24 protein-coding genes are annotated in these 12,245 nt (G+C 39.4%); 4 read left to right on the forward strand and 20 right to left on the reverse strand.

Annotation, left to right across the window (positions count from 1 at the left end):
* Window positions 1–97 precede the first annotated feature (97 nt).
* The 19 genes from PX700_RS20695 to PX700_RS20785 all read right to left on the reverse strand — a co-directional run bounded on the left by PX700_RS20695 (window position 98) and on the right by PX700_RS20785 (window position 8,757).
* A complete protein-coding gene (locus PX700_RS20695) occupies window positions 98–229 on the reverse strand; it encodes a hypothetical protein (RefSeq protein ID WP_479521789.1) in 132 nt (43 codons plus the stop codon).
* Window position 230: 1 nt separating this feature from the next.
* Complete coding sequence (locus PX700_RS20700) at window positions 231–395, reverse strand: hypothetical protein (protein ID WP_479521790.1); 165 nt, start codon at window positions 393–395, stop codon at window positions 231–233.
* Window positions 396–398: 3 nt separating this feature from the next.
* On the reverse strand, window positions 399–866 hold the full coding sequence (locus PX700_RS20705; RefSeq protein WP_479521791.1) for a virion protein: 468 nt from the start codon (window positions 864–866) through the stop codon (window positions 399–401).
* A 2-nt stretch (window positions 867–868) separates the two neighbouring features.
* Complete coding sequence (locus PX700_RS20710; protein WP_479521792.1) at window positions 869–1,249, reverse strand: hypothetical protein; 381 nt, start codon at window positions 1,247–1,249, stop codon at window positions 869–871.
* Window positions 1,249–1,932, reverse strand: a complete 684-nt coding sequence (locus PX700_RS20715; protein WP_479521793.1) for a hypothetical protein — start codon at window positions 1,930–1,932, stop codon at window positions 1,249–1,251. Before PX700_RS20715 ends, PX700_RS20710 begins: the two co-directional genes overlap by 1 nt.
* Window position 1,933: 1 nt before the next feature.
* Window positions 1,934–2,419: a hypothetical protein gene (locus PX700_RS20720; protein WP_479521794.1), complete on the reverse strand. Its 486-nt coding sequence runs from the start codon at window positions 2,417–2,419 to the stop codon at window positions 1,934–1,936.
* Between the two features lie 4 nt (window positions 2,420–2,423).
* On the reverse strand, window positions 2,424–2,807 hold the full coding sequence (locus PX700_RS20725; protein WP_479521795.1) for a hypothetical protein: 384 nt from the start codon (window positions 2,805–2,807) through the stop codon (window positions 2,424–2,426).
* Window positions 2,791–3,033, reverse strand: a complete 243-nt coding sequence (locus PX700_RS20730; protein ID WP_479521796.1) for a hypothetical protein — start codon at window positions 3,031–3,033, stop codon at window positions 2,791–2,793. Before PX700_RS20730 ends, PX700_RS20725 begins: the two co-directional genes overlap by 17 nt.
* A 3-nt stretch (window positions 3,034–3,036) precedes the next feature.
* Window positions 3,037–3,210 carry a hypothetical protein gene (locus PX700_RS20735; protein ID WP_479521797.1) on the reverse strand — a complete coding sequence of 58 codons (174 nt, stop codon included), beginning with the start codon at window positions 3,208–3,210 and terminating at the stop codon, window positions 3,037–3,039.
* 1 nt (window position 3,211) lies between these two features.
* Entirely contained in the window at window positions 3,212–3,493 is a 282-nt protein-coding gene (locus PX700_RS20740; protein ID WP_479521798.1) for a hypothetical protein, read from the reverse strand.
* A gap of 10 nt (window positions 3,494–3,503) precedes the next feature.
* A complete protein-coding gene (locus PX700_RS20745) occupies window positions 3,504–4,325 on the reverse strand; it encodes a major capsid protein P2 (RefSeq protein ID WP_479521799.1) in 822 nt (273 codons plus the stop codon).
* A 1-nt stretch (window position 4,326) separates the two neighbouring features.
* The gene (locus PX700_RS20750; protein WP_479521800.1) at window positions 4,327–4,449 is read right to left on the reverse strand and encodes a hypothetical protein; all 123 of its coding nucleotides are present in this window, start codon (window positions 4,447–4,449) and stop codon (window positions 4,327–4,329) included.
* Window positions 4,450–4,590: 141 nt separating this feature from the next.
* A complete protein-coding gene (locus PX700_RS20755; RefSeq protein WP_479521801.1) occupies window positions 4,591–5,298 on the reverse strand; it encodes a P-loop NTPase family protein in 708 nt (235 codons plus the stop codon).
* A complete protein-coding gene (locus PX700_RS20760; protein ID WP_479521802.1) occupies window positions 5,279–5,749 on the reverse strand; it encodes a hypothetical protein in 471 nt (156 codons plus the stop codon). The genes PX700_RS20755 and PX700_RS20760 overlap by 20 nt, the downstream gene beginning before the upstream one ends.
* A complete protein-coding gene (locus tag PX700_RS20765) occupies window positions 5,746–6,168 on the reverse strand; it encodes a hypothetical protein (protein WP_479521803.1) in 423 nt (140 codons plus the stop codon). The genes PX700_RS20760 and PX700_RS20765 overlap by 4 nt, the downstream gene beginning before the upstream one ends.
* Window positions 6,158–6,379 carry a hypothetical protein gene (locus PX700_RS20770; RefSeq protein WP_479521804.1) on the reverse strand — a complete coding sequence of 74 codons (222 nt, stop codon included), beginning with the start codon at window positions 6,377–6,379 and terminating at the stop codon, window positions 6,158–6,160. The genes PX700_RS20765 and PX700_RS20770 overlap by 11 nt, the downstream gene beginning before the upstream one ends.
* Window positions 6,380–7,999 (reverse strand): rolling circle replication-associated protein, encoded by a 1,620-nt coding sequence (locus tag PX700_RS20775; protein ID WP_479521805.1) that lies wholly within the window; start codon window positions 7,997–7,999, stop codon window positions 6,380–6,382.
* A 212-nt stretch (window positions 8,000–8,211) separates the two neighbouring features.
* Window positions 8,212–8,442: a hypothetical protein gene (locus PX700_RS20780; RefSeq protein ID WP_479521806.1), complete on the reverse strand. Its 231-nt coding sequence runs from the start codon at window positions 8,440–8,442 to the stop codon at window positions 8,212–8,214.
* Between the two features lie 186 nt (window positions 8,443–8,628).
* Window positions 8,629–8,757 carry a hypothetical protein gene (locus PX700_RS20785; RefSeq protein WP_479521807.1) on the reverse strand — a complete coding sequence of 43 codons (129 nt, stop codon included), beginning with the start codon at window positions 8,755–8,757 and terminating at the stop codon, window positions 8,629–8,631.
* Window positions 8,758–8,946: 189 nt separating this feature from the next.
* Here PX700_RS20785 and PX700_RS20790 point away from each other — a divergent pair, with 189 nt between their 5' ends.
* The gene (locus PX700_RS20790) at window positions 8,947–9,243 is read left to right on the forward strand and encodes a helix-turn-helix domain-containing protein (RefSeq protein ID WP_479521808.1); all 297 of its coding nucleotides are present in this window, start codon (window positions 8,947–8,949) and stop codon (window positions 9,241–9,243) included.
* A 37-nt stretch (window positions 9,244–9,280) separates the two neighbouring features.
* Window positions 9,281–10,246 carry a phage integrase gene (locus tag PX700_RS20795; protein ID WP_479521809.1) on the forward strand — a complete coding sequence of 322 codons (966 nt, stop codon included), beginning with the start codon at window positions 9,281–9,283 and terminating at the stop codon, window positions 10,244–10,246.
* Window positions 10,247–10,532: 286 nt separating this feature from the next.
* On the opposite strand, the gene PX700_RS20800 is transcribed toward PX700_RS20795, so the two are convergent.
* Window positions 10,533–10,931: a type IV pilin protein gene (locus PX700_RS20800; protein WP_479521810.1), complete on the reverse strand. Its 399-nt coding sequence runs from the start codon at window positions 10,929–10,931 to the stop codon at window positions 10,533–10,535.
* Between the two features lie 102 nt (window positions 10,932–11,033).
* Between PX700_RS20800 and PX700_RS20805 the strand changes: the two genes are divergently transcribed.
* The gene (locus tag PX700_RS20805; protein WP_446703253.1) at window positions 11,034–11,534 is read left to right on the forward strand and encodes a pilus assembly FimT family protein; all 501 of its coding nucleotides are present in this window, start codon (window positions 11,034–11,036) and stop codon (window positions 11,532–11,534) included.
* Window positions 11,515–12,111, forward strand: a complete 597-nt coding sequence (locus PX700_RS20810; RefSeq protein ID WP_479521811.1) for a PilW family protein — start codon at window positions 11,515–11,517, stop codon at window positions 12,109–12,111. The genes PX700_RS20805 and PX700_RS20810 overlap by 20 nt, the downstream gene beginning before the upstream one ends.
* Window positions 12,112–12,245: the final 134 nt, after the last annotated feature.

The raw sequence follows: 12,245 nt of genomic DNA on the forward strand, positions 1-12,245 counted from the left end.
TGGATTTTGACATCTAAAAAGGATCGGTCAACCGATCATATTTACCTTAAATGATCGGCATTAGTACTTAGTACTGGCCTTTTTCACATCTATTGTTTTACTTTTTTCTACTTTTGCGTTTCGCTGGCTTTTTCTTAGTTGTTGACACTTTCACTGTGCCACCGCCTTTTTTAAATTTGTAGCCTTTCTTTAGTTTACCGTTCGCTTTTAAGCCTGCTTTACTCGCCATGTTATTTCCTTACTTCTAATACTGTAATGCGCTTTTCATGCGCTGAAATTAAGTTCATTAACTGCTTGTTCATTTTGAACATTTGCCACCCTAAAAAAACAATAGAAGCGGTTTCAATTGTTAACCCTGCTTCAATTGCCATTCTCAGGACTTCGATATCTGTCACCAACTACACAACCCCTGCCATTTTGCACGCTTTCATGATGTGTTCATCCGTGTACGGTTGAATGCCATTCTCGAATTGGATCATTGCTTTAACCATGCTTGGTATTTGTGCTTTGTTGATACGGTCGGACGGGCTAATACCCATCTTATCCGCTACAAACTTCGCATAACCTGCCGTGTGATTTTCAGTAGCGGGGGCGAATCGCTCCAATACTTGGATAACAGACGTTAGATTATAATTAGTCATGTAATTACTAACTAATTTAGCCCCTGCTCGAATGCCATAAACCGAACTGCTGAACGTAGCAAAACGACCGTCTGTGCCTGTTTGACCGTCCCAATCATTTGATTTTTGATACTCGATATTCATCGGGTTTTTATTTCTGATACCGCGTGGCATAGCTGCTCGAACTCCAATATATAAACCGCCAACAATGACAGTGATAACGATTATTTTTTTAATTATGGCCATACTTAATCAACCCGATAGCTTGCGCCATTTAAGAAAAGAGTATCATTGATTAAAATATTAGTAGTCAACCACTCGAATTTAAATTCTCCTGCAACAGACGTTTGATTATTTATATTGAGGCAAGCGGCCTCCTTCCAATTTAACGCCATTATGCGCTGCCCTCTTTTTGGCTTGCATTCATCTGGTAGTAGAAATACGCCAGAGGTGGTATTAGCTATACGTCGAATATGACCAAATAAGTGTACGGTATTACCTTTTTTAACTAATTTAGGCGGTGTAAAGCCGGCACTGAAATTTTCAAAGTCAGGGTGCAACGTAACATCAAAAACTTGTTCAATTTCTGCTGCTCCGCCTTGTTGCTCTTGTGGCATATACGCAAACATTAAACCGCCTCCGTTAAGAAAATGCCGTTAATTTCATTAGTTCCTGTTAGCTCAATGTTTAGCGCACCGAGGTATGGATAATCAAATTTCATAACTGCACCTTTCGGTAATTCAAACCCAAATACAAAAACGTTATCTGTATTTTGTAACCCTGCCTGAATTGTCATTGAACGAATAAAAGCACCATTAGGTGGTGTAAATCGACCATTAGAAGCGGTTAGCTTCTGTGTGTGGATTAGTTGGCCTGTAATGCTTTGTTTTGTGTGAACTGTGTTGCTTACCGCAACTTCGCCTATTTCGATTGCAGACGATAACGAAACAGGCACAGTACCTTTAATTGCAATGGGGGCTTTAATTTCAGAAACCTGAATTGCTTTAACGATTTCTTCAATAACAAGCGAGTTACCACTAATAGCTGATAACTGTTCACGAATTAAAATCATCGTGTCACTTAGTTGAAATTCAATAGTGACGCTTTCAGTGTGCTGATTTTGAAAATATAACGCTTTACCGCGATATTTAATCATTGTCACCACATCACACTTTGATATTTCTACAGGGGCAATATCATCACCAGATAGCGTGATTGATTTTGTTGCCTCTCGTAGTATCAATACCTCAGTGCCGTTGCCTACATCAAAAAAATATTTCTCTGTTGGCTCTATCGTTACCGTTCTCAACATATCACTTACCCTTATATGCTTTCATGGTATAGACAATGCCACCTGCAACACTTAAAAACAGAACGACTGCAACCATTGCTTTAGTTCGTCCAGACTCGCCACCAGTGGCTGAGTTTTCTATTTTAGTTAATGCTGTATCGAGCATACCGCTTGCAAAGTTCATTGTTTCTTTTGCGTTCGATGCGGACTGCATAGCTAAATCACTAAGATTGTCATTGGTTGAGCTAACAACGTCTAAGGCGTTTTTATTGGATTCTACAATGCCATCAATAGAGCTTTTATTGATATTCTCCATTGCTTCAAGCGCGTTATTAATCGCTGAACCTGCCGCATTGATAGCTCCGTGGTCGGTTACTGTGGTGTTGATTGTCGAGTTATTAACGCCAGAAATCACCGTCCCTGTGTTATCGCCTGAAACGCCAACACTGCCAGAGGTATTTGTATTCTCTGTATAATTTGAGGTTGAGCTTTTAGAATCACCGCCCATTTTTTTATAACTCCATAATTAAAACAAATTCACCATCATTGCGATGCTCAACAACTTGAAAAGGCAAACCGTGTTTATTCAAAAATCTGCATTCGCCTTTACGCTTTGTGTGTATTCGTATTGTGGCAAAACCTTTTAATTTTGCTTTTTTGGCTATCAGTTTTGCGCTTTCGCATAACAACCAACGTCCATAAAACCCAACAACAACAAGCTCCGAGTATTCAGCCCTAAGTAGACATATTGAATAATCATTTATACAGTAAATATGCTCTAGGCCTTGAGCTACTCGTTGCCTCGCTGTTTCCGTATATTCATTTAAAACAGGTTCAAGCCCATGACAGGCTCGACCCCATAAAATACGTTTAAAGGGATTAACGCTTGCGACCACGTCCGTTACCTTTCAGTAAGAACACGGCAAGCAATACGACACCGCCAACAATCGCCCATGTAGGCACACCGTTATTGCTGCCCATATTTACCGCACCGCCAGTAAAGCCGCTGTTATTGGTTGTAGTACTGGTATTTGCTGATGGACCACCGCCACCGAAATCAATACCACCTGCACCGCCAGACATGCCGCCACCGCCTAGTGCTCCCATTGCTGTACCAATCATGCTCTAACCGCCTTTTTTTGATTTGGTATAAATGACATAGCCACCAATACAAACTACAGCCAATACCGCGAACTTTAACGAGGCGTTACCTGTTTGCTCTACTGCGTCACCTGTTTGGTCTATGGCAACCGCGCCACTTAATAACACGGCTGCACCACCAATAAGTATTGGTAACATGCTATTTCCCCTTAACCAGAAAATAGCCCAGACCAAGCACAAGCAAACCACCCACACCGTAAAAAATCATTTTCTTTGTATTCTCACCAATAGGTGCTGAATCATTTTGATTTTTATCTACTGCGTTCTGTGTACCGCTTACGCTATCAACCGCGCCTGTCACTTTATCGGACGTACCTGTTACTTTGTCGGCAACACTACCAATACTGTCAACAATTGAGCCGACGGTATCAGAGACACCACCGACTACTGAATTAATGCCGTCCATAATTGAACCAAACATAATTCACCCCTTATTTTGTTTGGAAAATCTCAGGGCGTACGACTTCGGTCGATTCAATAAGAATAGGGATATTCGGAACGCCTTTTGAACAGGTAACACGGAATTTCAGCTCATTAACGTGTGCTGTTGGGAACGCATAACCTGCAACAAAACCGCGCGCGATTGGGTCGAATGTATACACACCGTCTACTGGTGCGCGTTCATTTCGACGTAGTTCGTAGTTGTTTACGTCTAGCGGTGCTTTGAACTCTTCAACGTAATCACGTTTAATTTCAAGCTCCGTTACTGCGTCCGATTGGAAGTGCATACGACGAACAAAACGCCAAGGCGCATTTATTAGATTATCGAAATCATTCTCACCTGTTGCGCCTGCTTGCATTGACTGGTAGGTCAAACGAGGCAAGAACACACGCGCTGAAATCGCATCACTTACGATTGCCCATAGTTCAATTTGTGGGGCGGTTTGACCGTCAACGGCTGCACCGATTGAAATTTCAAGCAAGATTGAATCGTTACGCTCAGTAACTAATGCACTGTTAATCACGCCGCCTGCTTCACGTAGTGAAATGTCAGAAAATGGGATCACAAAATTACCAGCAACAACTGGTTCGCCTTTATAGCTTTGTAAGAAAACTAAATCTGTACCCGTTGGGTTATAAATAGCTTCTTGGTTTAGCGTTAGTTTAACTTCTTTAAGTTGTGCTGCTGTTAGGTTGGTTTTAATGAGAATTGACTCATAAGTTAAACCAGTAGGAACAATCAAAGAGGCCACGCCATTAAACGTAATACCTGACATTGATGTCATTTTTTTAAGACGTGCGTTAATAGCCATATTAATCATCCAAACCAAGTGGATGACGAACAGACTCAAGCGCACCAACGTTATGAACCGCGTAAATTACTGCAAAGGTTAAACCTACAGCGACACCGATAGTTTTCCAGTCTAGTTTTTTCAATTTATATACTCAGTTGTTTTTAAGGAGTACATACTTTAATGACTGGATACTATATCCACGCAAGCAAAAAAAACGCCCGATACCTTTAGGTATCGAGCGTCTTAAATTGTGATTTAGTTCACATTTATTTAATGGGTAAACTTACTTTTTCTTAGCGAATTTCAGTTTTCCTTTTACATAGTTGTCTCTGAGTCCGGGCTTTTTATATATATATTCAAACTGAACCAGTGAATCTATGTCTTTAAATGGTATTCCTGTAGCCGTTGCCAAGTATAAAGAATCGTTTGAAGATTCCTGTACCCCAATCCATTTATAGGCACTGTTTGACAGTACGGTTTTAGGTACTTCTTGCCCACGTTGAAATAGAGTAGAGATCACAAAACCAAATTTACGGCCTACACTCATTAAGTTACCAAAATAACTAAAGGCTTTACCACTGTTTGAGAATTGCGCTACCTCTTCAATGACAACGTGTAATTGTTTTTTATGCTTACCGTCACCAAGTGCCCACGCCACACCACAAAAATTATTAAACTCGTCGCGGTTTGGCACATCAGGATTAAAGGCAATTTTAAACGGTGCGCTACTTCTACGCGCAACGACTGCCGCACGATAGAAATCACCTATTTTTTTATAAACATCAACTTTCTTTCCCTTAAAACCATCGACATAATCACCGTAGGCATCAAAGAAAATTACTTGGTCTGTGGCTTTAATTCTAGGCATCATTTTTAATGCACTGGTTTTACCGCCCTCAGACGCAGCCACATAATAACAGTGTTCGTTGTTGTGGCTGTTGTTTGCGTTTATAGGCTTAGGAAATACGATATTAAGCGGCTTTTTGCTCACTCTCAGCCCCTTGACCGTCATTCGCTGCCACTTCTTTAGCTTTAGCTATTAATTGCTCCTGAATGGCTATGTGCTGCTGATATAAGCCATATCCAATGCCTGCAATCACCATACCTAGTTCTATTTCTTCAGACCATTTATCTAAAAACTCAGGTGTACCCACATCGTATTTATTAAGAACAGGGACTAGCTTTTCAGCTAAAGCGTCGCCTGCTTCATCTGGTAATTTTAGATATGGATTTTTAGCTACTTTTTTCGCTATTAACTCAAAGCCTTTTAAGAACACATTAGATACAAACTTGACGCCCTCGGCATCAATATCAGAGCTAGGTACTTCGCTTTGAATTGGTGCGGTTTCAGTCTCAGATTCTAATGAGTCTAGTTGCATAGCAAGTTGTTCTTCGTCGGTGGATAAATCCCAGTCTGCCGTTGTTGGATTAACTTCGCTCATCGTAGTACCCCCGATACCTTAACGCCTGTAATTAGAGTGATACCGATAACTAAACCAATAGCTAAATTTTTAAGTAAAGTATTTGATTGTTCTTTATCAGCAATTTCTTGCTTAGTTTCGACTTCGCCCGATACCATTTTTATATCACTTGGTATGGCATCAATGACGACATCAGATACTATATCTAGGGTATCCGATACTACTTCAATAATTTCTTCAACTTGTTGTATTTCCAGTTCTTCTTTAGTCGATACCATATTTTTAATGATATAAGCTTGTCTAGGCGGCTTGCTGCTTTGGTCTGTTCCGCACGTATCACAAACAATATATAGTTTATTTTTACGTTTACCTTCTGCTTCAAATACGGTTGATGTATTTGAACACACGCTACACTTGATAAAACCTTTTTCAATTGGCATTAGATAACCCCTTTAATTGTTTAATTTCTTGTTTTAGTTCTGTAATTTCTTTTGCTACAGATTCATTAAAAATCATTTGTTGATATGCCAAACCCTCTACAGGCTCTAGCTGTTGTGCTGCAACTTTGAATACAAAACTTTTAAGCATTTCAAGCCGTGTTTGTTTTAGTGTTTCAAAGCGTGAACGCATTTCTAGTAATAGCTCTTTCATCTAGTGTATTGCTCCCTCTAGATAACTGATTTTAAGATCTTGCCAATAACTTATTTCTTCTTCGCTTACTTCTTTCATTTGTGGTGAGTTATTCAGAACGTCACGCCAGTAAGCGCGTTTTTCTAAAAATCGTTGGTAATGGTCGCTGTAATAATCATTTGCTTCTTGTTTTATATCGCTGCAATCAACATCACGGCACACCATTGACCAACCGCGTGCGCCAGCTGCCCAAAAAAGAAAATCATCCATTCGCTCTTTTGCGTTTTCGCCATCAATCGCAAAGGAAAATCTATTCTTGGTTGATGCGTGTATTTGTTTTGATTTCATTTGTTGTGAAATTGACTTTGCAGCGTGCTCTAGGCGAATAATTCGACCCTGTAATTTATTTAAATGATCACTTGGTTTATTTGCTTTGATAGCAATTGATTTTGCTGTGATTGTTTGCTCTTTTTGTTTATTGATACGAGATAAAGAACGCTGCAGTGGTTTTTTCCATTGTTCCAATTTATAACCAAGCTCTTTAATGATTGCGGTAATGTTATCGGCCTCGAACGTGGCGAGAGTTTCCCATGCAGGAGCGCGAGAGCATTTAGATATGTTATATCTATTTCCTTTAATCAAACCTTGTTCAGCGTTTGCCCCTTTAGCTGCGTAACCAATCGCTTTAATTAAATAACTGCTTGCTGCTTTTGGGTGGCGAATACGTTCAATGTGAGCAATGCCATGCCCCCATAGGTTTTCTAGGCGTTTCGCCCATTCTTGGAAATACTCAGGCTCAACCGTCCATCTCATAATTAAATGAACGTGTGGATTTGGCTCGCCATTTTCATTTGGTGGACATTCGGCAACCCATAAATAATGAAAATCTGCTTTTTCTCTATCAGGGCCAAATTGTGATGATTTTGCTTTGTAATGAGCTGATATTTTTTCACCTTCGCTTGTTGCCCAACCGCGCTGATACATTTTTTTTGCACCACTCAGGAAGCGAGAAACCTCTTTTCCCATCGTAGTATCAATGCTTTTAATTACCTGAAAAGGTTGATTAGGTAATTGAGTGTATGGGGCATCTTTTGCGTAAACGATTTGACCGCAGTCGCGTTTAAACTCAACAGGAGAGTGTGGGCCGTTTTCATCATCGCCTAATGTCATACCGCCAAAAATGGCAAGTCGTTGCGCTTCGTTAAACGTTAAAGTAATGAACGCTGAAAACCCATCATGACATTGAGCAACATAAGCCCCAGACTCAAAAACCTTACTTACTGAACTAGGTGTTAATTTTTCAGTGAATCGTGTTCCTGTATTTGCATCGGGTGCATTACTTGAGGGTGTTTGTGTCACAAGTTGAGCGCGATATTGTCCTGACCACTCACGTTTTTGGATTTGTAACGAAACAGGCGACAGTTTTAATTCAAATGGCGGTATTTTTTCATGTTTTAGCGGTAATACACGCGCCTTGGATTGCTCTGTAGTCGAGTACATCACATCAAAATCTTCATGGCCCATGCGAGTATCTAATTCAATAGTACGTCCAATAGGGTTAGCGATAGTGCGCAATGCTGACTGTATTTTCGTTAATCTGTGAGGGTTTTTATCGTGGCCGACTTTTGCGCCCTTGGACAAGCCTATGTCTTTCTGCGCAAGCGCAGCCGCTTCGCGGTTGTGTTTGGTCGCTAAATAATGCAGTTGCTCTTCACGACGGTGTTTTAGGTTCTCACTTTCAGCCCATTGCTGAAAATTAGAACCTAAAAAACCCGCTTCATAGCAGGCATTTTATTTTTGGATTTCGTCTAGAGGCCGGAGAATGCCGGCTACATGTATTAGGGTTTCAGTTTTCATTGTTCGACTGTCTCTGATTCTTTACCGCATTCAACTACGCTCATTAGAGCAAGTGACAATCCCAGTGAATACTGTACATGTGCCACAACTACATCATCACGGTATAACATTATTGAAGGTGATTTATGTTCACGGCTTACTTCATAACGGCTGAAATAAATTCCGTGTCCGCCTACTTCTATAACAAACCCATAATCAAACGTGTGTTTTCTAACTGTGATTTTCATTTTTCCCAACTCTCCAAACATTGTGAATCAGTGCATACATAGGTTAATGGTTTCGGTTGTTTCTTTTGCTTTGGTTGAAAGCCGTATTTTTCTCTTAGATTTCTTACGATATTCAGAGAATTTTCTCGACGTTCACGGCTTGGGTTTTCCATGCCTGCCATAGTAGGACAGGGCATATGAATTAAATCACTCACCATCTTCGTATAACTCGGACAGTTTGAACTGGTGCGATTGCATGCGTTCATGAAGTTCAACCATATCGACATAACGCTTATTACCATCACTTGGTAGTTCTGGAATTGTGCCCATGTCCATTAATCGCAAGACTCTATCGCGCCCGACACAGTGTGTTTTTGCAAAAGTGCTCACGTCCAAAAATAACGCGGGTAATGCAAGCATGTGATACTCTCCAAGGTTTATGGAAACGGCTTTTTATGGCTGTTTATTGGTGTGCGGGAAATCCCGTAGTTGTAATCTACTGGAAAACCAGTAGTGGAGTCAAGCATGGAAATAGGAAAAAAAATCAAAGCTGTACGTATTGCTGAAAAGTTAACGCAGATACAGATGGCGCAACTTGTTGATATATCAGTAGGTTCTTTGAGGGATTGGGAGCAAGGAAGAGGTATTCCAAGGTCTGATTATTTCACTGAAATTGCAACTCATGAGCAGTTCAAGAAGTATGCTTACTGGCTTACAACTGATAAAACGATCCCTGAATCTGGTCAAATTGCGCCGGATTTTTCTATCCTATTAGATCTCGGCATTGCAGAAAGCGACACGGAAGGCAAGAAACGTGCTTAACATCTTGTTTACTAAAGTTTTATAGATGGGGTGTCCTATGATTTTACATAGTGAGCAAGGTTATTCGAGCAATTATGCCCCTGAACATTTTTTTGCTTTAAAGCGTGAAGCTATTCAGCTAGATAAACGATTAAAACTTCAGTTACAACGTGAAAATATAGGTAGGGACGAACGAACGTTAGATCAACTTATTGACGTTTGGCATCGGTTGCATGGCAAGACTCTAAAAGACCATATTCGTTTACGTAAATTACTTTATCGAATGTCTGAAAGGTTAGGCAATCCGATTGCTTGTGATTTTAGTGCGCATGACTTCTCGGCCTATCGTGAGGAAAGAACCAAAGAGATAAGCACAACCACAGTAAACCGTGAGCACAGTTATTTAAGAGCTATGTTTAATGAGTTGGAAAGGTTAGGTGTAATTAGTTTCCCTAATCCGTTATTGAAAATTCGCCAGTTCAGAGAACGGGACGGTGAGCTATGCTATTTGTCGCATGATGAGATCAATCAATTATTGAATGCGTGTAATAAATCAACGAATCGCTCGTTAATTCATATAGTAAAAATATGCCTGGCAACAGGATCACGATGGAATGAAGCGGAAAGTTTAAAACCGTCACAAATTAGAGATGGGAAAATAACTTTCTTAAACACTAAGTCGGGTAAAAATAGAAGCGTACCAGTTCAGCCATGGCTTTTTGATGAACTGAGTAACGTTAGGCCAGTGAGTGATAGAAAATTATTTTTTAGCAGCCTTTCTGCATTTAGAAAAGCGGTTGCTAGAGCTGATTTGAATTTACCTAAAGGACAAATGACTCATATATTACGGCATACATTTGCAAGCCATTACGTTATGAATGGCGGGAATATCGTTAAATTAAAAGAGACGCTAGGCCATAGTGAAATTACCACAACAATGCGCTATGCCCATCTTGCCCCTGACCATTTAGAAGAGGCGTTAGAACTTAATCCACTCAATCACCATAAAACGTTGATAAGCTAGTGAAAAATGGTAAAGGGTGATTTTTTGTTATATTAAATAGTTGTTTTTATAACTATTTTAGTGGTTTTCCAAATCCGCGTGTTGGGAGTTCGAATCTCTCCACCCCTGCCATATTAAAGAAGGCTCATATCGAAAGATATGAGCCTTTTTGCTGTTTATAGTTTGAGAAAAGAGCCGCAAATTCCCCCGCCATAAATCTCTCTTACTTACCAACAATGAGTATCTCCTCCTGAACCAACTCCTGCTGCATTAAGGTTCAATATCCCACAAACGTCTTTATCTTGTCCTAAATTACCCTGTGGAGTGGCTGATAGGATGTAGGTGTTGACCCTTGATCCTGTGAGGTCATAAGATAAATGGTATCTTTTATTATCTTATCAATGTCACACACACTATCGATTAAACAAGAACCTATTTCTTTATTGATAACTAATTCTAGCAAAGCTTTATATCGATCTTTTGCCGTTGCTTCTGCTCTTGTTGAATATAAACTTTCAATATGAAGTTGGGTCTTGGTTAATGCGGACATCGCTTCCATACGATGACTTTTTAATACGTGTGACATGTAATTAGGATAAGCAACCGTTGCTAAAATAGAAATTATGGCAACAACGATAAGTAATTCGACCAATGTCACGCCATGATGAAACTTGAGTGCTTTTGATATACTGAAAATTCGAATCATTCCGATAACTCATTGAAAGATAATATAACTAGTTTTAAACAGTGCTACTCTTCCTAGCAAGATGAAAATTCCAAATCGGAATGTTGCAAAGGAAATTGCGAAATGCCTCGCGGCTTTACTTTACTTGAATTACTTATCACTATTATTGTACTTGCCACTTTGTTGATGTCAGCGGTGCCGAGTTTTTCTTATCTTCTTGAACAGCAAAAAATAAAACGCCTATCAGGTGATCTAGAAGGTTTTTTAATTCAAGCAAAGTCAGAATCAGTACTGCAAAATAAAGCCCTTAAGATTTTTTACATAAAGGAATCGAATGATTGGATACTCTCTCTTAACCCTGAGGACAGTTCATTAACAACGATTTCTGAAGCTCAAATGTCTTCTATTACTTATTTACATTCAACAAATTACCCTCAGTTATTTATCTCCTCAAATATGTCATCGCTTGTATTGAACCCTGTTAGAGCCACTCCTCATATGCCAGCCAGTTTTTTGCTTTATAAAGATAGAAGTAAAAAATTGAAACTATTAATTCACCATATTACGGGGCGGATCAGAATATGTGCTGAAGGGGAGGATCACTATGGTTATAAGAAGTGCTAGACAAAAACAATGTGGAATTTCTTTGATTGAGTTACTTGTCGCTTCTACTATCGGGATCATAGTGTTAACGCTTATTGGAAGTATCTATTTAAAGGGACAAAATCTATATGCAGATAGAAGTCAGAACCTTCTACTAATTCAAGAGCTTAATGATGCATTGCGCTTTATAAAAGAAGAGAGTCATCGAGCTGGCTTCAATGGAAATAGTCACTATTCAGCGGTGCTTTCTGGAGCAAATAATGTTATACACGTTTCAGGTGAGCAATTAAGTTATGTTTATAAAACGTCGGAGTTACCTGATAAATGGCGAGGTATAAGCATAAAGTATGCGTCTGATACATTAAAAATATGTACTAAATCTAACTTGTCATCGATACCCGATATTCATTTTTGTACTCGTTTTTATTCTTTATTAGATACAGATATTATGACGATGACGGATTTTACACTTGTTCAAACCTCTCTTAATCGCTCGGTAAGTTCTGCTTATTTATCCATATCTGTAACCGTAAAGCTTAAAAATACCTCTCATCAACACTCCTCTCAAATTAAGCTTAAGCAGAGGAACTGGCAATGATAACAAAACAACAAGGTGCAATTACTTTACTTGTATCGAGTGTTATTTTAATGGCTTCTTTAATACTTTCCTTAGCAAGTTATAAGCATATTTTTTATCAAATAAAACGGGCGCAAAATGAAATTGAAGCGAGA

Source organism: Pseudoalteromonas sp. TP27 (assembly GCF_056470645.1).